The 19,987-nt window shown below is 45.1% G+C and carries 16 protein-coding genes; 10 read left to right on the top strand and 6 right to left on the bottom strand.

Translation table 11 applies throughout. The annotated features are described in order from the left end of the window. The first annotated feature begins 204 nt into the window (after window positions 1–204). The 3 genes from PUN32_RS10285 to PUN32_RS10275 all read left to right on the top strand — a co-directional run bounded on the left by PUN32_RS10285 (window position 205) and on the right by PUN32_RS10275 (window position 3,821). Window positions 205–1,695 carry a histidine-type phosphatase gene (locus tag PUN32_RS10285; protein ID WP_274723016.1) on the top strand — a complete coding sequence of 497 codons (1,491 nt, stop codon included), beginning with the start codon at window positions 205–207 and terminating at the stop codon, window positions 1,693–1,695. A gap of 149 nt (window positions 1,696–1,844) precedes the next feature. Continuing rightward, complete coding sequence (locus tag PUN32_RS10280) at window positions 1,845–2,771, top strand: porin (RefSeq protein ID WP_274723015.1); 927 nt, start codon at window positions 1,845–1,847, stop codon at window positions 2,769–2,771. Between the two features lie 258 nt (window positions 2,772–3,029). Beyond that, on the top strand, window positions 3,030–3,821 hold the full coding sequence (locus PUN32_RS10275) for a M48 family metallopeptidase (protein ID WP_274723014.1): 792 nt from the start codon (window positions 3,030–3,032) through the stop codon (window positions 3,819–3,821). 97 nt (window positions 3,822–3,918) lie between these two features. On the opposite strand, the gene PUN32_RS10270 is transcribed toward PUN32_RS10275, so the two are convergent. Then, window positions 3,919–4,398 carry an RNA-binding S4 domain-containing protein gene (locus PUN32_RS10270; RefSeq protein WP_274723013.1) on the bottom strand — a complete coding sequence of 160 codons (480 nt, stop codon included), beginning with the start codon at window positions 4,396–4,398 and terminating at the stop codon, window positions 3,919–3,921. 198 nt (window positions 4,399–4,596) lie between these two features. Next, the gene (locus PUN32_RS10265; protein WP_274723012.1) at window positions 4,597–5,139 is read right to left on the bottom strand and encodes a DUF3332 domain-containing protein; all 543 of its coding nucleotides are present in this window, start codon (window positions 5,137–5,139) and stop codon (window positions 4,597–4,599) included. Between the two features lie 353 nt (window positions 5,140–5,492). Here PUN32_RS10265 and PUN32_RS10260 point away from each other — a divergent pair, with 353 nt between their 5' ends. Continuing rightward, a complete protein-coding gene (locus PUN32_RS10260; protein WP_274723011.1) occupies window positions 5,493–6,728 on the top strand; it encodes an L-lactate MFS transporter in 1,236 nt (411 codons plus the stop codon). Window positions 6,729–6,822: 94 nt separating this feature from the next. Here PUN32_RS10260 and PUN32_RS10255 read toward each other — a convergent pair whose 3' ends face one another. Further along, window positions 6,823–7,014: a YgaP family membrane protein gene (locus PUN32_RS10255; protein WP_274723010.1), complete on the bottom strand. Its 192-nt coding sequence runs from the start codon at window positions 7,012–7,014 to the stop codon at window positions 6,823–6,825. Window positions 7,015–7,224: 210 nt separating this feature from the next. On the opposite strand from PUN32_RS10255, the gene PUN32_RS10250 reads away from it, so the two are divergent. After that, window positions 7,225–8,229: an efflux RND transporter periplasmic adaptor subunit gene (locus PUN32_RS10250; RefSeq protein ID WP_274723009.1), complete on the top strand. Its 1,005-nt coding sequence runs from the start codon at window positions 7,225–7,227 to the stop codon at window positions 8,227–8,229. A 1-nt stretch (window position 8,230) separates the two neighbouring features. Next, window positions 8,231–11,392: an efflux RND transporter permease subunit gene (locus PUN32_RS10245; RefSeq protein ID WP_274723008.1), complete on the top strand. Its 3,162-nt coding sequence runs from the start codon at window positions 8,231–8,233 to the stop codon at window positions 11,390–11,392. A gap of 71 nt (window positions 11,393–11,463) precedes the next feature. Here PUN32_RS10245 and PUN32_RS10240 read toward each other — a convergent pair whose 3' ends face one another. Together PUN32_RS10240 and PUN32_RS10235 are read right to left on the bottom strand one after the other, a co-directional pair. Then, a complete protein-coding gene (locus tag PUN32_RS10240; RefSeq protein WP_274723007.1) occupies window positions 11,464–12,261 on the bottom strand; it encodes an EAL domain-containing protein in 798 nt (265 codons plus the stop codon). A 361-nt stretch (window positions 12,262–12,622) separates the two neighbouring features. Further along, window positions 12,623–13,258 carry a hypothetical protein gene (locus PUN32_RS10235; protein ID WP_274723006.1) on the bottom strand — a complete coding sequence of 212 codons (636 nt, stop codon included), beginning with the start codon at window positions 13,256–13,258 and terminating at the stop codon, window positions 12,623–12,625. A gap of 309 nt (window positions 13,259–13,567) precedes the next feature. On the opposite strand from PUN32_RS10235, the gene PUN32_RS10230 reads away from it, so the two are divergent. Together PUN32_RS10230 and PUN32_RS10225 are read left to right on the top strand one after the other, a co-directional pair. Further along, window positions 13,568–14,113, top strand: coding sequence for a cytochrome b (locus tag PUN32_RS10230; RefSeq protein WP_274723005.1), 546 nt, complete (start codon window positions 13,568–13,570; stop codon window positions 14,111–14,113). Next, on the top strand, window positions 14,110–14,679 hold the full coding sequence (locus PUN32_RS10225; protein WP_274723004.1) for a YceI family protein: 570 nt from the start codon (window positions 14,110–14,112) through the stop codon (window positions 14,677–14,679). The genes PUN32_RS10230 and PUN32_RS10225 overlap by 4 nt, the downstream gene beginning before the upstream one ends. Window positions 14,680–14,844: 165 nt before the next feature. Here PUN32_RS10225 and PUN32_RS10220 read toward each other — a convergent pair whose 3' ends face one another. Continuing rightward, complete coding sequence (locus tag PUN32_RS10220; protein WP_274723003.1) at window positions 14,845–16,476, bottom strand: ATP-dependent endonuclease; 1,632 nt, start codon at window positions 16,474–16,476, stop codon at window positions 14,845–14,847. 288 nt (window positions 16,477–16,764) lie between these two features. Between PUN32_RS10220 and PUN32_RS10215 the strand changes: the two genes are divergently transcribed. Both PUN32_RS10215 and PUN32_RS10210 read left to right on the top strand, forming a co-directional pair. Beyond that, complete coding sequence (locus PUN32_RS10215) at window positions 16,765–18,507, top strand: bifunctional metallophosphatase/5'-nucleotidase (RefSeq protein WP_274723002.1); 1,743 nt, start codon at window positions 16,765–16,767, stop codon at window positions 18,505–18,507. A gap of 526 nt (window positions 18,508–19,033) precedes the next feature. Continuing rightward, window positions 19,034–19,987: a TerC/Alx family metal homeostasis membrane protein gene (locus tag PUN32_RS10210; RefSeq protein ID WP_274723001.1), complete on the top strand. Its 954-nt coding sequence runs from the start codon at window positions 19,034–19,036 to the stop codon at window positions 19,985–19,987.

Here is a 19,987-nt window from a genome sequence, read left to right as displayed (position 1 = left end):
AGTTAAATAAAATGACAGTTAGATGAACCTTTTGCACATAGGTGCAAAAAAGTCGGTATTGAAATAGATATGTCATAAAGCAAAGTTAAGGTTCGTGCTGTCTCTTCTTGAATGAAGGGCATCCATTCATTCGATACTAAGGAATAGTAATGACACGACATACTCTTATTGCATCATCGATGCATTGCCGCGTTGAGCTGTGGTATGAGCGCGATGGTAACTGCAGCAAACACTTCCGGATCTTATCAGTACAGCAGTAAGGCGATTTACGCCGCCCAACAAGATGCTGCGACTTATGAAGCTGCGCCAGCGGGTTATCAAGTGGTTTACTCACAATTGGTTGAACGCCATGGTGCCCGTGCACTCTCTAGCCCTAAATACGATATTTTGAGCAAGCAAGTTTGGGAGTTAGCCAAGCAACGTGGTCAACTGACCGAACTGGGCAAAAAGCTTGGTCCAGCGATTGATCAAGTGATCGCCGCTAACCAAAAATTGGGTTATGGCTTGTTAACCAAGATCGGTGAAGAGGAGCCAGCGGGTATTGCGACTCGTATGGCACAGCGTCTGAATTCGATCCTGAGTCAGGATGCCAATCAGCCAGTTTGCATTCAGGTGCAAACCTCTGGTAAAGAGCGCGCCAACCAAACCGCACACTATTTCATGCAAACCTTGGCGCAAGATGTCGCTTATGTGAATGATAACGCAGCACAATGCTATCAGGCGCAAACTGAGCCTGAGTCGATCGATAAGCAGTTGGTTAATCCGTATGAGCTGTATTTCCACAAGAAAGATCCAGCGAAGAGCGCCGACTATAAGCAATACGCAGCCAACTTTGCCGCCTACGAAAAGTTCCAAGATTCCGACCAATTGGATGACACACTCGATGCACTGGCGGAGTTACCGCAAACCAAACAGCTGTCTCGCCAGATGTTAGAGCGGATTTATACCAAACCGTTTGTCGATTTTTTAGAAAACGAAGTTTCGCGTGATAAAAAATGCGATCTCAGCCAAGAGAATTGCATTAAAACCAATACTCGCCAGCCTGGTGAAAAAGAAGATGATTGGAAGTATGTGCAAAGTGAAGTCGATGCCGCTTCAATGCTATACAACTTATTCATCATTGGCCCTGGTATGTTGCGTGAAGCGCAAGCCCAAGGTGCAGCATGGAATTTAGAGCAGTTTATTACTCCTGAAGAGTCTGCTTGGTTCTCTTATCAATCGGATGCCGAAGATTTTTATGAGAAAGGGCCGAGCTTTGCGAATGGTCATGGCGTAACCTATAACATTGCTAAGCCACTGTTAAAAGACATGTTTAATCAAGTTGAAGCGGTAGCCAATGGACAGCAAGCTTATCCACATGTTGCCAAATTGCGTTTCGCCCATGCTGAGCAGATCATGCCGTTAGCCGCACTGCTTAAAGTCACTGGTAGCACACAACAGGCCGATCCTAACACTCTTTATAGCCAGCAAAATAACGAATGGCGCGGTGGTTGGGTTACGCCTTATTCTGCCAATATTCAATGGGATGTGTACAAAAACAGCGCTAATGGTAGCGAAACATTAGTGAAAATGTTTTACAACGAAAAAGAGATCGCCTTTAAAGCTGGCTGTGCCGTTTATCCTGGTACGCAATATTTTTACAGCTTAACTGAGCTTAAACGCTGTTATAGCGCAGAGCTTATGGCAACCAATTAATCATTGATGTAATGATGGCTGATGTGATCAATTAAAACTTTTACTCAATAAAAAACTTTTAATTAAAGGTAATGGCGAATTTCACTTGAATGAATTTAAGTGAGAGGCGATTACCTGCGCGTTAAACTGCATTTAATATGGAAATGAAAATGAAATTTGTTAAAACTGCTTTAGCTCTGGGATTAATGTCAACCACCGTTCAAGCGGTGACTTTAGTTGAAAATAAAGGTATTAGCTTTGATATTAAGGGTGACTTGCAAATACAGTTACAAAAAGATAATGACAAATATCAAGATGCCCAGTTCAATTTTGATTCTTTAGAACTCACCAATATTATCTCCTATGAAGTTAATCAAGATTTGACCATGTTTGGTGAGCTAGGTTTTGATTTTGCTGATGCGGCTAATAAGTCTGAAGACAGTGTTGAATTGAGTAATGCACTGGTTGGCTTTGAATATCGCAATATGTTATTGACCTTCGGCAAGCAAGATTATGCCTCTGATGAGTTTGGTATTGCTGAAGATTATGAAATGGATTCTGACGATGTGGCTTTCCCTGAAGATGAAGGCAAAAATGTTATTTTGTTGAAAATGGATTTTAAACCGTTTGAGCTGATTCTCTCGACCGATTTACCCGTTAAAAACAAAGACAACGAAACCACACGATCATTTGATGCCTTTGCGGCAGTCGAGGTTTGGGATTTTCAGCTAGCAGCCGCTTATCAAAATTTTGTCGATGAAGGGGATAAATTCCAAACTTATGGTCTGAGTGTGGCTTATGACGCTGGATTTGCGCTATTTGCTGCCGATTATTCACAAACCAAAGACGATGCAGAAGACGCCACCTTTAAAGTGTATAACTTAGCCACACTGTTTAGCGTGAGCGATTCAATTGATATCGCACTGGGTTATGTGAGCAACAAACAAGAGTCAAAGTCAGAAATCAATGAGTGGTATGCCAATGCCACTTACTATGTGCCTAATTTCAAACGTTTAAGCGTATTCTCTGAAATCTCTCATACCAATGGTGATGATGCCGAGCTGGCTTATTTGGCTGGGGTACAAATGAAGTTTTAATGCTTGAACAGCACTAAATCAGCACTAAATTAATTGATAGCACCGCGCTGGCGACGATTCGTGAGCGCGGTGCTTTGCATTATCGCTGGCCGATCCTGATCGCGAGCGACTCCGAGCGAACGCACAGATCCGGATCATTCCCCACTTTTGATGAACCATTTTATCGCTAACCGTACGATTTTAGCTTTCAGTTAGCGCGTTGTAACATTATGCTTTCTTAGGTTTAACATTTATTGCCGTGAACTTAAGGAGCATTTCATGCACCAGACTCGCTTGATACTGGTTTTATTGATCGCGGTTGGCTTAATCGCTTGCGCTGCATCGCCAACCGGAAGAAATCAATTATTGCTGTTTTCTGAACAGGATATGAGCCAGCTTGGCGTACAATCTTTTGCTGAGATGAAAAAGCAAACTCCAGTTAGCCAACAAGCTAAAACCAATGCTTACGTTCAGTGTGTGGCCAATGCAATTGTGGCGCAGGTACCCAAACAACCCAGTTTTGCACAGTGGGAAGTGGTGGTATTTGAAAGTGATCAAGTGAATGCCTTTGCCCTGCCTGGTGGCAAAATTGGTGTATATACCGGGCTGCTTAATGTGGCGGTCAACCAAGATCAATTAGCAACGGTGATTGGTCATGAAGTGGCGCATGTATTATCCAATCACAGTAATGAGCGTTTATCACAATCGCAGATCGCCAATGCCGGATTGCAACTGACCGATATTGCATTAGGCGCATCGGAATATAGCCAATACCGCAATGTGACGATGGCTGCGTTAGGGGTAGGGGTGCAATATGGGGTGATTTTACCTTATGGGCGCAGCCAAGAATCAGAAGCGGATGTGTTAGGGCTTGCGCTCATGGCCAAAGCAGGATTTGATCCTAATCAGAGCATTGAATTGTGGAAAAATATGGCGAAAGCTTCAGGAGGCCAGCAGCCTCCGGAATTGTTATCGACCCATCCATCTCACAGCACTCGGATTGCCGATCTCACACGGACAATTGCGACACTTCCGGTTTATCAAGCCCATCCCGCCCGCTGTGTGAGGTAATCATTATTTGACCATTGAGCCAGAGTGATCTCTGGCTCATGATCAATGTTACCGGTTCAGGATAAAAGGTACAGCGTCACATTAACATGGCGAATGATTAAAAAAGGCGAATCGCGCTACGCCCAGATGATGACGGCTTATCATCATGGTTTTTTTGCGGTTTTTTTGGCTTAGTGTTGGCTTTAGGGTTCGCCGTGTTGGATGTTTTCTGCTTTGGTTTGCGGCTCGGCTTAGCCTTGGCTGGCAACGATGGGTGAGTTTGCTTGGCTTGCTTCGGTTCGACCGCAACCTTGCTGATCGGCGCTTCAGTGACTGGCGCATCACAAATCACTAAATAAAACTCTTGGTTAAATTCAATCAAATCACCATCAAATACTTTACAACGTTTGCGAGTTTCGACTTCACCATTGACCCATACATAACCTTCGCTGATCACATGCTTGGCTTCACCGCCTCCGCTCACGGCGCTTGCGATTTTGAGCACTTTATACAGTTCAATCGGTTGATTAGAAACTTCCACTCCAATCGCTTCAATTTCGATTTCGTGATCTGCTGGGGGTAATGCTGCGTCTGTCATGCCTGGTCTCTCAAAAAATTTTTCGCAGTCTAGCATATTGTGGCGCGGCATAGCGCACTTTGCATGAGCGCTAAATAATTTTTCTTTGGCCGTGGATTTTGGCGAGCGAGAGCGGAAAGGAAATAACCTCGCCATGTGCGAGGTTATGCGTTGTCGGATCAGCCAGAATGGTGTTGATTATGGCTGGCGATCGAACGATCAGATATGGTTAGCCGCGATGTAGGCATCCAATTCTTGATGGTTAACTACGGTCAGCAGTTCGCCATCGAGATAAAATGCCACGTCATCTTGGTTTTTTTCGCCACGCAACACTTTGCGTGAACCGTCGATGTAAGTCACTTCCATCTGCAAAGTTTGTGGATCCAGTTGCTGCATGGTGGCTTTTTCGATTGGCAACACTTGCGTTTGCAAAGGAGCTTCGGTCAAAGAGCGATCCAATTGATCATTCACTTTAAAGATAGCTTTAGCTGGCAGATCAACTACTGCAGGTGATTTACCAGAAATTGGGTTTTTGCCGGTCCAAAATTCAATGGAGTTGAAAATAAACAGGTCGGCAGTACTCGCGATGCCATATACCGGAGAAAGCAGCAAGAATAGACCTTCACGTGCATAACGGTTATCGACAACTTCCAAGTTGAACTTGTTGACCAATCCAGTGGTTGCCATTTGTCCCATACAGCCAGTCAGGGAAGTTACACCTAATCCGGCCACTAGTGCCATTTTTAATAGTTGCTGATTCATATCATCTCTACGCGGTTGAAAAAAAACGAGTCATGATAGAGTTTTTTCTCAGTTTTGGAAGAAAATAAACGCAGAATTAACCATATTTTCACGCAGTGCTGTGGATAGGTTTTTACCCATTTAATCGCGTAATGGTTGGAGACAATTGATTAACATGGGAGTGAGGTTAGCCGCGGCATTTTTGTTACCACTAAGAGTTTTTTATCGCTCAACAAAAAGTAATTCCAATCATCAAGCGATTGGCTATAATCCGCGTACTTTGTCAAAAGCGTTGAATTTTGCAAAGTAATTTTGAACAAATGCCGATAACCGATGGGTTGTCTATTCTAATTTTTGACTGAGTATCACAAACAATGAGCAAGATTGATAAAGCTATGCGCATTCTGCTGGCGGGTTTCTGTATCAACCTTTGTCTTGGCATTCTTTATGCCTGGAGCGTATTTAACAAAGCCCTAGTGACCGACTTTGGTTGGAGCGCAACGGATGCTTCTTCGCCTTATGCGATTGCGACGATTGCTTTTTCTGTCTGTCTATTAATTGCGGGTATTTTGCAAGACCGAATGGGGCCACGTAACATTCTGATTTTAGGTACAACCTTAACCGGCTTGGGCATGATTGCATCTGGTTTTGCTTCTTCAGTGTTGATGCTGAATATCACTTTCGGGGTGATTACCGGTGCGGGGATTGGTTTTGGCTATGCTTGCTTATCGCCGTCAGCGATGAAATGGTTCCACCCGAGCAAAAAAGGCATGGTTAACGGCTTGATTGCCGCAGGTTTTGGTTTGGCGGCGATTTATCTTGCGCCCCTGACCTCAACCTTGATCACTCATCTCGGCATCCAAACCAGCTTTATGATCTTGGGGGCTGGCGTATTGGTGATCGCAGTACCACTGGCTTGCACGATTAACAATCCACCGGAAGGTTACCAACCGGCGGCACCGAAATTGAAAGACGGTCAATCCGCTAAAGTGGTGGCCGATGCGGTAAATCTTAACTGGAAAGCGATGCTAAAAACGCCACAGTTTTATACCTTATGGGTGATGTACGCGCTGGCTGCTTCAGTTGGTTTGATGATCATTGGTAATATCACCAATATTGCAAGTGTGCAGGCAAGCTTGCCAAATGCTGTTTATCTGGCATCGATCTTGGCGATTTTTAACTCTGGTGGCCGTGTCGCTGCGGGAATGCTATCGGATAAAATTGGTGGCGTGCGCACTCTGTTGCTGGCTTTCTTATTGCAAGGCATCAACATGGTACTGTTCGCCACATTTGATTCAGAATTCACCTTGATCATTGGTACCGCGATTGCGGCGGTTGGTTACGGTACGCTATTGGCGGTTTTCCCATCGATTACTGCTGAGTTTTATGGCCTGAAAAACTACGGTACCAATTACGGTGTGCTGTATACCTCGTGGGGTATCGGTGGTGCGATTGGCGCGGCTGTGGTGGGTTATTCAATGACGCATGGCGGTGGCTATGATGTAGCGTACATTATCTCTGCGAGTATGATGGCGGTGTGTATTGTTTTAGCGTTCATCACCAAGCCGATTTCAGCTGCAAAACTGGCTCAGTTACAAACTAACGCGTAATTGATCGTTTTTGATTGCTCTTTTCTAAGCGGTTGACCGAGGTCAGCCGCTTAAGTTTAATCTCACATCACGATCGCAAGATCGCTGCAAAACACTATTGAGCATCGAGCCCTAATTTCTTCAACAGTAATACTGCAGGGCAAAATCCAGTAAATGCGCTTTGGATCAGGTTGATGCCGACCAAGACAGTCAACCATAAAAATTGGCTATGTACCCACCAAGTCAAGATCACCGAGAGCAGAATCATACTGCCGGCTAATACTCTGACACCGTTTTCAATCGTCATATTGTCACCTCATTGATGGTTTGGGCATAGCTCATAGAGAATAGTCGATATTGGCTAGTTTTGTTCACTTCTTCACGTTGTTTGAGGATAACTGATTGATCCCAATCTAAAAGGCTTCAAAAATATCGTCACCGACAGAGTTATTAGACTAGTGTTATAAATAATAAACTTGAGAGGATGCTACTTGGTTGGCACAGGGTAAGGGAAAGGATGAAAGCATTAATATGCACTATTGGATTGCTATTGGCATGCTCCGTGTATGCCAACACTCAGTCAGAACCGCAGATCTTTGTGGTAAAAAAAGCGTCGTTTTCGCACCGGATTGAGTTCGATGGTGTAGTGCAGCCGGTCAATCAAGGCTCTTTGGCTGCACAAACCACTGGACGTGTGGTCGGAGTGTTTGTCGATGTCAATGATTGGGTCAAAAAAGATCAAGTGCTGTTAGAGATTACGGCGATCCAGCAATCTGCCGCATTACAAGCAACCCAAGCCCAGTTAGAGAGTGCCAAAGCGCAAAATAGTCAGGCACAAGCTCAGCTTAATCGCTATCGTCAACTGTTTCCTAAAGGTGCAATTTCTCAAGAGCAGATGGACTCTGCCGCTGCCCAAGCCGAGAGTAGTGAGGCGGCCGTTAGATCAGCACAGGCTGCGGTAGCACAAGCGAAAGAGTCGTTAGGCTATACCAATATTACCGCACCTTATGATGGTATCGTGACTCAGCGAATGGTCGAATTAGGTGAAACTGTTGCACCGGGTACACCATTGGTGAGTGGTTTTTCATTGGATGCACTGCGGGTTGAAATTGAAATTCCACAGCGTTATCAGCCGGTTGTGGCTAGCGTTGCACAGTTCACCGTGCGTACAGCACAAGGCGAGCGAATCAAACCCATTTCATTGAGTCTGTTCCGTTATGCCGATCCACAGTCGCATACCTTTAAAACTCGTCTTGAATTACCTGAAAAAACGCCAGCTTTAGTTCCTGGAATGTGGGTCAAAACTGAATTTGATCATGGTCAACATCAAATTTTGGTTGTTCCCCTCCATGCCGTAATACAGCGCGCAGAATTAACTGCCGTATATCGTATTACCGATGGGCAACGTTGGCTTAATCCTATTCGTGTCGGACAAATCTACGGTGATTATGTCGAAGTGTTAGCAGGGTTAGAACTGGGTGATGAAATCGTGATCGATGGCTTAAGCGTAAAAGGTGAATAACATGCAAACTCGACTTGGTATAGCGGGTCGCATTGCCGCCGCTTTTCAACACTCAGCGATGACCCCGCTGCTTGCCTTAGTGGGGTTGCTGATGGGCCTATTCGCGATAATCATCACTCCTAAAGAGGAAGAGCCACAAATCGATGTCACTTTTGCCGATATATATATCCCTTTTCCCGGCGCGTCACCTCGTGAAGTAGAGAGTTTAGTGACAACACCTGCGGAACAAGTGATCTCTGCGATTGAGGGTATTGACAAAATTTACTCTTTCTCGCAACACGATGGGGCAGTGATTGTGGCAATTTTTAAAATCGGAGTTTCACGCAATGACGCTGTGGTGCGGATCTATAACCAGCTCTATTCCAATAAAGATTGGATGCCACGAGGAGTTGGGGTAGGAGAGCCGATTATCAAGCCGAGAGGGATCGAAGATGTGCCGATTATCGCGATAACCTTGGCGGATAAAACGGGTCACTTCAATCAGCAGCAGTTAACTCAAGTGGCACATGGTTTGGAAACCGAGCTGAAACGTATCACTGGCACGCGTGATATTTATACCATTGGTGGACAAAACACCATTGTTGATGTGCGGCTTGATCCTACCAAAATGAACAGTTTTGGCATAACCATCGATCAGCTTAATCTGCATTTACCGACGGCCAATCAAAGCTCAACCATGCTGCGTTTAACTCACGATAACCAAGCATTTCCGCTGAAAATTGGCCAGTTTTTAACGCATATCGATCAAGTGAAACAGTTGGTGATCGGAGTACATCAGGGCAAACCGGTATATCTGGCCGATGTGGCATCCGTATCCTTTGGTATCAATACGCCCACTCAACACGTATGGACTGGAGATCGTGATGGTATTCATCCTGCCGTCACTATTGCCGTGGCGAAAAAAAATGGTGAAAACGCGGTGCAGGTGGCTAAAGCGGTGGAAGCACGTTTAGTTAGCCTTGAAAATCAATTGATCCCACAAGGGATTGAGGTCGAGATAACGCGCGACTATGGGCAAACTGCGGCTGACAAAAGCAATACTTTGATTGGCAAACTGGCTTTTGCCACCACGGCGGTCGTGGTGTTAGTGTTACTCACCATGGGTTGGCGTGAATCGATAGTGGTAGGGATGGCAATCATGGTCACTTTGATGATCACGCTGTTTGCTTCTTGGGCATGGGGCTTTACCCTTAACCGCGTGTCGTTGTTTGCGCTGATTTTTTCAATCGGTATCTTGGTTGATGATGCGATTGTGGTGGTCGAGAACATTCATCGCCATATGGCATTCGGCAAACACAGATTAGCCGAATTGATCCCATCGGCCGTCGATGAAGTGGGCGGCCCAACCATACTTGCGACCTTAACCGTGATTGCTGCGCTGTTGCCGATGGCATTTGTCTCTGGATTAATGGGGCCGTACATGAGCCCGATCCCGATTAATGCTTCAATCGGGATGCTTATCTCGCTGGCGGTAGCGTTTGTACTTTCACCTTGGTTGGCGAGAAAGCTTCTTAAAGCGGTTAATCATCCGCAACAAGGTAGAGCCACCGATAGCCTATTTCACAAAATTATGTCGCCTTTTGTCACCGCACCAAAGCAGAGACGTAATCGACGATTTTTGCTGTTGACCATTTTGGCTTTGATTATCGGCTCGATACTGCTACCAATATTGCAAGTCGTAGTGCTAAAAATGTTGCCGTTTGATAACAAATCGGAATTTCAGATTGTGCTCGATATGCCAGAGGGTAGCGCACTAGAGAAAACCCAGCGGGTACTGTTTGAAATGGGGGCGGCGCTTAATCAAGTTCCCGAAGTCCGTGATTACCAAATCTACGCTGGCACCGCTGCTCCAATTAACTTCAATGGTTTAGTGCGCCACTATTTTATGCGCAATCAATCCCATCAAGGCGATATTCAAGTGAATTTGTTGGGGCGTAAACAGCGCCACCGCGATAGTCATACCATTGCTCGCCAACTTCGACCACAGCTCAATCAGATTGCCCAGCGCTTTGGCGGCAAAGTGAAAGTAGTGGAAGTGCCGCCGGGACCACCGGTTTGGTCGCCGATTCTGGCTGAAGTGTATGGCCCAACGACGGAAATTCGTCACGCAGCCGCGCGTCAAGTGAGGGAGATTTTCCTTCAAACTCAAGATATTGTTGATGTGGATATCTATCTGCCAGAGTTGCATCAACAATGGCAGGTGGTGATTGATCGTAGCAAAGCGGCGCTTTGGCAAGTACCGTATGCCTCGATTGTTGATGCGCTTGCGACGGCTATCGGTGGTAAACCCATTACTTATCTACACAGTGAACATAGCAAGTACCCCATCCCGATCCAGATCCAAGCCGCCGAGACTGCCAAGGTGCGCTTAGAGCAGGTGCTGAATATGAAAGTCAGCAGCCAAACCGGTGATGCTTATCGGCTCTCGGATCTTGTTGAAGTACGCCAAACCGGTATGGATGATTACCTAGTGCATAAAAACCTAGTGCCGATGGTGATGGTTGTCGGGGATATGGCCGGCGAGCTCGATAGCCCTTTATATGGCATGTTTGCTATTGGGCATGCACTTGATCAACAAATGGGGCTAGATCAGTATTACACCCAGCAACCGGATGGTTTAAGCGCGATAGCAGTAGCATGGGATGGGGAATGGACGGTCACCTACGAAACGTTCCGTGATATGGGAATCGCTTATGCTGTTGGTATGTTATTGATTTATTTATTAGTGGTTGCTCAGTTTAAATCTTACATCGTGCCGCTGATCATCATGGCGCCAATCCCATTAACGATTATTGGCGTAATGCCGGGTCATGCATTACTTGGAGCACAATTTACTGCCACTTCAATGATTGGAATGATTGCCTTAGCTGGGATCATCGTGCGCAATTCGATTTTGTTGGTTGATTTTATTAACCAACAATTCGAGTTAGGCAGTGAGTTATCTGAAGCGGTCATTCAGTCAGCGGCAGTAAGAGCCAAACCAATTATGCTCACGGGATTCGCTGCGATGATTGGCGCACTATTTATTCTTGATGATCCGATTTTTAATGGTCTGGCGATCAGTTTGATCTTTGGGATTTTCGTTTCTACGCTACTCACTTTAGTGGTGATACCAGTACTGTATTATGTCGTGATGCAGCAACGTTTAGCACGGAATAAATAGCCGCTTATACACACAAGCCAAGCAGATATTCAACATCCGCTTGGCTTGATAAGACAAAAACGTGCTCAATGCTAATTGGTATTGGCCACTTGTGCTGCTTGAGCGATCCCTTCTGGTAAACCAAGATAGTAACCTTGATACATATGAATATTCAGTTTGCGCATTGCTGCTAATTGTTCTGCCGTTTCTATGCCTTCAACCACGGTATCGGCACCAGAACTGCGGGCTAATTGCAGGCCGGTCAGTAATCCAGTGCAATTGCCGACCATGTAATCTAACAGCAGTTGGCGGTCTAATTTGATAATATTGGGTCGCAACATCGCCACTCGTGCTGGGGTGGAGGCTCGGCAACCAAAATCATCAATCGCAATTTGAAAACCACTCGCCGCCAATTGTGCAGTGGCAATCTGTAACCGTTGTTCATCACTCGATTCGACTTCAAGTAATTCCATCACTACCCGTTGATGTGGGATGTTCAATTTAGCCAGTTGGATCGCTAGTTGGCTGGTACTAATATTGCCGTCGGCAAATTGTTCACCCGCGATCGGTAATAGATTGAGAAACAAACGAGTATCTCGGTAGACCGAAAGGTTAAAATTGCGAATGTGGATCGCTCGGCTAAGTCGTTCGACATTTAGCTTATCTTCGACCGCGAAGGCATCTGAATGGAAAAACAGATCCGGCCGTATTTGAGTCCGTTGCTGAGTATAAATCCGCACCAATGCTTCTGCACCAACCACCTGATGCTGTTTATCAAAAATAGGTTGAAAAACACTGCGTAGTGTTAAGCCGTTGTATCTTGCATAATACTCGCCATCTTCATCGTAATAGATGCTATCGAGAACGAGTCGTTTATCAGTTAGAACCATAACAATTCAGTACCCTTAGCCAAAAACAGCGTAACACTTCCCTGTACTCATACCTTTATCATTGGCATGTTATTAACCAAATATCGAATGTGTCAATCTGCGCATCATCCAATAGTATGAGACTGAGTTGTTGATGTGAGTGGTAAAGTACCTAGCCAAGTTGTAATTAAACAGTGCGTTGTTTTTATAATATCTTTAAATACATAGAGATAACACGCATACTAACGCTATGTATTGAGTTCGGTATTGATTATTATCATTTTTGTGCTAAATAACGACTCTAATGTATTGTATGCAAACGGTTTTAAAAAATTCGACTCACATCACCTTTGCATAAACTTAGTTATGCCATCGCGAATGATTAAACCCACTGTAACACCGCATAAAGTTGTACATACTTACGTACCCGTTGTTGATTTTTAGAGCGTTTAAGTGGATGACCAAACTTTATGTAGCAAGGCGTGATCTGGTAGTAGTGTTCCAAGGTTTGGGTTAATTGGGCATCACTTTCCTGTAATGCAATACCTTGGGCATGATATTCCTCCATTTCATCGGGCAATTGGCCAGTCCACCAGTGCAGTAATTCGCGGCTTTTTTGGCTGCGTCCCATCCAGTGATCATTGAGTAACAGTAATAAATCATTGGGTTGAGTAGCGTAGGCATACTCTTGCTGCCATTGGCCAATGTCGCGCATCAACTTAGTTCGGCACGCTTTGCCGGCGCTCATTAGGTGATGAGTGAGGATCCATACCGTACCGACGTCGCTGGACACCCGGAAATGGTGAGGAAGATCCCGTTGGTAGGTCGATTCCAATGCCGCGTATTCGCAAGCATGACCAAATTCACTTAATGTGCGCGCCAATCGTCTCGCAAAAGCCAAGCCTAAGTGATGTTCACTCATCCCTTGATTATGGATGGTCGGATAATGCTTCTCACAAAGCCGAAGGCAATCGACCTGAAATTCACTGATACTTTGCGTCACGATATCCAATAGCAAGATGTTGTTCTCCCTAACAAAAACCAAGCAAGATTAGCACAGTTACATTTTGTCACTAGTGGTAAACCGTGAGTTCTTGATCTCTGGCGCTTTTCTGAGTTGAAAATGGAAAAGGAATGTCGTCAATTTCGCATAAGATTGTGAATAGCAGGATGATCGGGATCGGTGTCATCACTTGTTCTAAAAATTTGATGGAGTTCTTCGGTTAGCTTGGCTAGGCACTAGGCAAGATCTGGTCAATACTCTTGATCAATACCAAGCGGCAACAATCCTCGTTGATCACTAGAATTTTATAAGAGCCAGCATGCAATGAATCAGTTAACTGTTCCACACTATAACCTTATCGCCCGTAGTCTGCATTGGATCTCTGCTTTGCTGGTGATCGCTCTGTTTGCGTTAGGGACGTGGATGATGGATCTCTCTTATTACAGTACGTGGTATCACATCGCACCGCAATGGCATAAATCAGTCGGTGTGTTACTGGTTGGATTAACATTGCTACGAGTGTTATGGAAGAGTGTGGCGGCTTCTCCGCAAATTGATGGCGCGCAGTGGCAAAAAATCGCAGCAAAAAGTGCTCACCATTTGATGTATATCGGACTCTTAGTGTTGTTTGTATCTGGTTATCTTATTGCCACGGAAGATGGACGCGGGATTAACGTTTTTGATTGGTTTACTGTCCCAGGTGCTGGGGCGTTATTTGAACATCAAGCAGATCGAGCTGGTATCGTCCATTTGTACACTGCTTGGGGCTTAATCATCATGGCGGTGTTGCACGCCGCGGCGGCACTCAAACATCACTTTATTAACCGCGACAACACATTACGTAAAATGCTGACAGGAGTATCAAAATGAAAAATAGCCTTATAGCGATGGCCGTTACCGCCATGTTATCGACCCCATTGGCAGTGAATGCCGCAGACTATGTGATTGACACTAAAGGTGCACATGCTTCGATCAACTTTAAAGTCAGCCACTTAGGCTATAGCTATATCCAAGGCCGATTTAATACCTTTGATGGTGAGTTTAGTTATGATCCAGCCAATATTAGTGCAGCAAGTGTGAAGGTTAATGTGGATACTCGCAGTTTAGACTCCAACCATGCAGAGCGTGATAAACATATCCGCAGCGCGGATTTTATTGATGCGGCTAAATATTCAACCGCTACCTTTAACAGCAGCCAAGTGGTTGATAAAGGTAATGGTCAACTTGAGATCAACGGTAATTTAACCTTGCATGGTCAAACCAAACCGATCCAGATCGAGGCACAATTTATTGGTGCAGGACAAGATCCATGGGGTGGACAACGTGCTGGTTTTGTTGGGACGACCCGTCTTGAGCTACAGGATTTTGGTATTCAAGTTATGGGTGCTTCTAGCTATGTTGAATTAGAGCTGCACGTGGAAGGGGTGCAAAAATAATTGCGCTGCAACACATTTAATCATTGATTAGTTTAATAATGAACTCCGTTTAGTCATCAATAAACTTAGTGATGGTGAATCCACCAACCTGTTAGTTAACCATCCCCCAAGCGAGCATAAGGGGGATTATTTTCATGGTGTGATGGTTAACTGGCTGATGCGTGGTTAAGTATTACCGTTTGCCATGGTAATCACTCGCTTAAGTATCCAGCGTAGCAGTAGCGGAACAGACTCAATGCCATTGCTTTCACAATGCGAGGTGATGGCTAAGGCTAAATCTGGTTTAGCATGTTTTTTCAAAACTTTAGACACTACTTTTTTGGCCGGCATTAAATGATCAGGCGGGATCTTGGCCAACTGCTTAAAGAATGCTTCAAAGCCATGCGCATAGAGAAAGTGCTCAATGTCTCGATCGGGCAACTCCGTTAATCGGTGTCGCTCTTGATCATGCTTGAGCAACCCCCTTACGGTGGCGGAGTATTTTTTACCGGCTGGGTCGCCATCACTGACCACATGCCAATCAATTCCAAAGGCACGCGCCACTTTAATTAAAGATTTCAGTCCTGATTGAGCAAACTCGATAATTTGTACCCCTTCAGCGGCTAAGTTGTAGCCACACTGGCGGGCTAATTCATGGAATAGCCAAACCTCAGTTTCACCCTCCACCAATAACCAACAGCGTGCAAAAAGAGCGCCTGAGCGGTGGAAGCGAATATGAAAACCAATCCGGCGTAATTCATCGCGACTTAAACTGCGCTGTGAAACTCGGGTGGCGATGGTGCAATCAGACTTTCTGACCAAACGACGGATCGAATGCAACGGCACCGCCGCGAGCAAATCACTACTGTTGGTGGTGAGAATTTTCTGCATCGGCAGTAAATCAAAAAAATTCCACGCCCGAGCAAGGTGAGTCGGGTGTAAGCGACCCTCTGGGTCTTCAATAATTAAGATTGGTCGAGCGCAGCGGCGCAGCTCTTTTGGCCCTTTACCTTGCAGATAAGCATTGAGCAAACCAAGCAATAACAATTTGGTCGGCTTATTTTGAGTTTGATTGATGATTTGGCTTAAATTTTTCTCGCTTGATAAATGAGTGTAGAACAGGCTATCTCGCTCACGACGTGGATTTTTGCGTGTTTGACTTTTAAAAGAAAAATAGTGCTCAATCAAAGAATTCATCGCATTCAGACTGCTGTGAATTTCCCCTTTATTAACGTGCCCAGGACTGGCCATCAGCCTCCGCCAAGTATTGCTCAGCCGTTTTTCTACTCGCGCATTGCTGCCATTACTGGATTGAATGCCGCGTTCAAAGCGACGTGAATCTTTTAAGCGGATCACCGGATGTAAACTCATCAATTCTTGCGCAAGTTGTTCCGAGTGATGCAGCGCGAGCACATTGCCGGCTAAGTCGAGAAATGCGTATTGGGTTGTGATCTGATATTGGACGCGAGAGGCGGAGATCCGATAGATAATTTGCGGAATACCTTGTTGATTGGTTTGCCAAAGTGGCTTGAGTTTACGATAGCGTCCGGCTTGGGGCTCATGATTATCCAGCGCATTAAATATCAAAATGATCTGTAGATGTTGAGTCTGAGGATCGGCAACTGAATAATCAACATGAAAATCGGCTAGGGTGAATTGATATAAGGTACCATCGGTTGGCAATGCCACCGATAAGGCATCGAGTAAGGATGATTTACCCCAAGTATTTTCACCAATCAACGTCGTCACTTGATCAAAAGTCAATGATAGTCGGCGAATGCCACGGAAACCTGCAATTTCAATGCGTTCTAAATGCATAGGTGGCTCCTTTGCTACCTCAGCAAGATTGTTACCTCAGCAACAACAGCGGATAATTTTTTGACTCTATAATTTAAGAATAAAGGAAAAATTCAATCTAAGCAGGATGTTAACTGGATGATTTCCCGTTAAAGGTCACATTTTGCAGAGGAACTTTACCCTGCTATGCCAGATTAAAAATGTGATGCCAATAAACAAGCTTCACTAAAGTTTCAAGAAGGTTTCATAAAAGTCACGATTCTGTCATGATCAGCAAGCTAGGATTAGAGTGAATAACAGAGAACACGTATGCCTATCAGAATAAGCCATCAGCCAGCTTCGATCACGTTGGCACATATTAATGACACCCACTCCTACTTTGAGCCGACTTCATTACAACTGACGCTTGAGCATCAAACCGAAATTTTAAAACCTTTTGTCAGTGCAGGCGGATTTGCACGCATTGCCACCCGTGTTGCCCAGTTGCGTGATGATGCGCAGCGTATGCAGCGTGGATTCTTATTTTTGCATGCTGGTGATTGTTTTCAAGGGACCTTGTATTTTTCGCTGTTCAAAGGTCAGGCCAATGCGGACATGCTCAATGCCCTTAATCTGGATGCGATGGTGGTTGGTAACCATGAATTGGATTTAGGTAACCAGCCAGTCGCAGAATTTGCTCAGCAAATTCAATTTCCTCTATTGGCCGGGAATTGGGATTTATCACAAGAGCGGGCCAACAAAGCACCGAGCTTGGCAAACAACCCCAAGATATACAGCTATGATGCGCAGCAGGGCCATGCTCGTTGGATCGAAAAGAGCGTCAATGGTGAAAACATCGCTATTTTTGGTCTTTCGATCGATAAAATGGCCGACATTGCTAACCCAGATCCAGATACGCCGTTTGTCAATGCGCTTGCTACCGCCAAAGCAACGGTTGCGGCTATCCATCAGCAAGGGATCAATAAAATCATTCTGCTTAGCCATTTAGGTTATGACGGTGATATCGCGTTGGCTGAACAAGTGGACGGGATCAGTGTGATTGTCGGAGGGCACAGCCATGTATTACAGGGCGATTTTTCAGCCTTAGGCATTGCTAGCCAAGATCACTACGGGCGACGGGTCAATCAAACTTACATTGTGCAAGCGGGATTTTATGCGCTGATGCTCGGTCATTGCCAGATTGATTTTGCTGCGGATGGGCAAGTAACCCGATTCACTGGGCGCAATGAGCTGTTGCTTGGTCGCCGCATGTTTGTCGATGCCAGCATGAGCCAAGTGCAGTTAGATGAGAACTATCGTCAAGCACGTGATCAGGTTGATAATCACCCGAATGTGGTGGTGTGTAAAAAAGATCTTACGTTGCAAGCGCTGCTGCAGGACAAATATGTTGCTAAAGTGCGCCAACTCCAACAACAAATTATTGCCCACGCGGATCATGGTTTACGCCATATTCGCATCCCAGATGCACAAGGAGGAAGCCAGATTGCACCCTTGGTCGCCAAAGCATTTGCCCACGCTTTAAATAAACGTGGTTTAGATGTTCAGTTTGCGATCCATAACGCCGGAGGGGTACGAAATTCGATTTTACCGGGGGCCATTTCTGTGGCCGATGTGGCCGGAAAACTGTTGCCTTTTGCCGTACCAATTGGCGTTTACCAAGTGAGTGGACGGGTGATTGCTCAAGTATTAGAAGGGGCGATCAATAACGCTTTAAGTAATGGTGTGGTCGGTACCGGTTCAGGAAGTTACCCTTATTGTGATCGATTACGTTTCCAATATATTGCGGATAACCCACTCGGTGAGCGGATCACCAAACTACAAATCCAGCAAGCAGACAAGTGGCAACCGATTGATTTTAATCTTATGTACTGGGGGACATCATCGGCTTATACCATGAAAGGCAAAGAAGGCTACGATGCTTTGCTGGCGATGGAAGGCGAGGGAATAGTGACGCAAATTTCCATGGCTGATGCATTTATCGAACTATTAACCGACTGCCCAACACTCTTATCACTGGATTCCAATACTATCTATGAATGTCCCCTGCAATAATAATCAAGTTGGCATATTGTTTGCTTCGTTACAGCGAGTTGCCGCTCACCTCTGATGGGCAAAACGGAGGGAATATGTTCAGTAAAGATTGGTTTGACGCATTAATGATGATGGTTTGGGTAGGGATATGGTCAGCATTGGTTTATTTGTTGCCTTTTGCTGGTGTTTAGCCACTGTATACATCTACTCATCTACTGGAATAGATAGACTGAAATTGTTCACATGTTGGGCTGGAGATGCTTCATGGTTATTTGCTAAAAGAGCCTCAAATGAGGCTCTTTTTTATGGATCTAGACAGTTTCTGAGCAGAGGCATAGAATGATTGAGTTTTGGGGAGTAGTCGCCTAAGGTTTATTTGTCGTCATCACGTTGGAATGAATTCAACCGGCAAATATAAGTGCTGAATCCGAGTTCAATACTTCGACGAGACCAACGCATTCAATGCCGCACTAAATGCGGTGATTATTAGTATGCGGAAGGTTTCGACACTCAATAATTGAGCGAAATCTTCCAACATGGAGTTAGCATGTCCCCAATCACTTATCTGGGCTTTGGCCTACTAACCTTAGCGCTGGTCGTCGTTGATATTTGGCAAACGCGCGGTGGTAATGTCACTATCAAAAAAGCCGCTATCTGGAGCTTATTTTGGTTTCTGTTAGCTTTTGTGTTTGCCGCCACCATTTATTATGGCTGGCAATGGTATGCCCCAACTAGCACTTATAGTGCGCAAAAAGCCACTATCTCCTTTATTACCGGTTATCTGCTTGAAAAATCATTGAGTGTCGATAACTTGTTCGTGTTTGCGATTATTTTCCATCAATATGCGGTACCTGACCATTTACGCCCTCGAGCTTTACTATGGGGGGTAGTTGGTGCTTTGGTGCTACGTGCGATTATGATTGCGGTTGGAGCTCAGTTACTTAGCCAATATCATTGGGTCTTATATGTGTTTGCACTGTTCTTGATTTGGACTGGGATCCAGCTTGCACGTGATAAAGGTGAAGAAACCATCAATCCATTGCCCGAGCGATTGATCCGCCGCTGGTTTAAAGTCACTGACCATTATCAAGGTAATGCACTGTTTACCAAGCAGCAAGGCAAGTGGTGGGTTACGCCGATGTTTATCGTGATTGGCGTGATTGCTTTTATGGATGTGATGTTTGCACTTGATTCAATTCCGGCAATTTTTGCGGTCACCCAAGAGCCGTTCTTAGTGTTGGCGGCCAACGTCTTTGCTTTGCTCGGATTGCGTTCACTCTATTTTGTACTACAAGGCATGATGGATAAGTTCTTCTACCTGAAACCAGCCTTGGCTTTCATCATGGTATTTATCGGGATCAAAATGATGTTAGTCGGATCAGAGTGGGCAATTCCTACCCCGGTTTCTTTATGCGTATTGCTGATCACCATGACGGTCGCGGTAATTGCCTCTTTACTGCGTGAGCGTAAAAAACAGATCACTTGTGATCAAAAAGGCTAG

This window comes from Vibrio chanodichtyis (genome assembly GCF_028863985.1).
Taxonomy (GTDB): Bacteria; Pseudomonadota; Gammaproteobacteria; order Enterobacterales; family Vibrionaceae; genus Vibrio; species Vibrio chanodichtyis.
This window is presented reverse-complemented; position numbering and strand designations above follow the sequence as displayed.

Excerpts from the sequence above, each read along its gene's own strand:
- PUN32_RS10220 (WP_274723003.1), bottom strand. The coding sequence starts at position 16,476 with ATGCATTTAGAACGCATTGAAATTGCAGGTTTCCGTGGCATTCGCCGA.
- PUN32_RS10285 (WP_274723016.1), top strand. The coding sequence starts at position 205 with ATGAGCGCGATGGTAACTGCAGCAAACACTTCCGGATCTTATCAGTAC.
- PUN32_RS10225 (WP_274723004.1), top strand. The coding sequence starts at position 14,110 with ATGAAAAATAGCCTTATAGCGATGGCCGTTACCGCCATGTTATCGACC.
- PUN32_RS10245 (WP_274723008.1), top strand. The coding sequence starts at position 8,231 with ATGCAAACTCGACTTGGTATAGCGGGTCGCATTGCCGCCGCTTTTCAA.
- PUN32_RS10275 (WP_274723014.1), top strand. The coding sequence starts at position 3,030 with ATGCACCAGACTCGCTTGATACTGGTTTTATTGATCGCGGTTGGCTTA.
- PUN32_RS10215 (WP_274723002.1), top strand. The coding sequence starts at position 16,765 with ATGCCTATCAGAATAAGCCATCAGCCAGCTTCGATCACGTTGGCACAT.
- PUN32_RS10265 (WP_274723012.1), bottom strand. The coding sequence starts at position 5,139 with ATGAATCAGCAACTATTAAAAATGGCACTAGTGGCCGGATTAGGTGTA.
- PUN32_RS10280 (WP_274723015.1), top strand. The coding sequence starts at position 1,845 with ATGAAATTTGTTAAAACTGCTTTAGCTCTGGGATTAATGTCAACCACC.
- PUN32_RS10210 (WP_274723001.1), top strand. The coding sequence starts at position 19,034 with ATGTCCCCAATCACTTATCTGGGCTTTGGCCTACTAACCTTAGCGCTG.
- PUN32_RS10250 (WP_274723009.1), top strand. The coding sequence starts at position 7,225 with ATGAAAGCATTAATATGCACTATTGGATTGCTATTGGCATGCTCCGTG.
- PUN32_RS10260 (WP_274723011.1), top strand. The coding sequence starts at position 5,493 with ATGAGCAAGATTGATAAAGCTATGCGCATTCTGCTGGCGGGTTTCTGT.
- PUN32_RS10270 (WP_274723013.1), bottom strand. The coding sequence starts at position 4,398 with ATGACAGACGCAGCATTACCCCCAGCAGATCACGAAATCGAAATTGAA.
- PUN32_RS10255 (WP_274723010.1), bottom strand. The coding sequence starts at position 7,014 with ATGACGATTGAAAACGGTGTCAGAGTATTAGCCGGCAGTATGATTCTG.
- PUN32_RS10240 (WP_274723007.1), bottom strand. The coding sequence starts at position 12,261 with ATGGTTCTAACTGATAAACGACTCGTTCTCGATAGCATCTATTACGAT.
- PUN32_RS10230 (WP_274723005.1), top strand. The coding sequence starts at position 13,568 with ATGAATCAGTTAACTGTTCCACACTATAACCTTATCGCCCGTAGTCTG.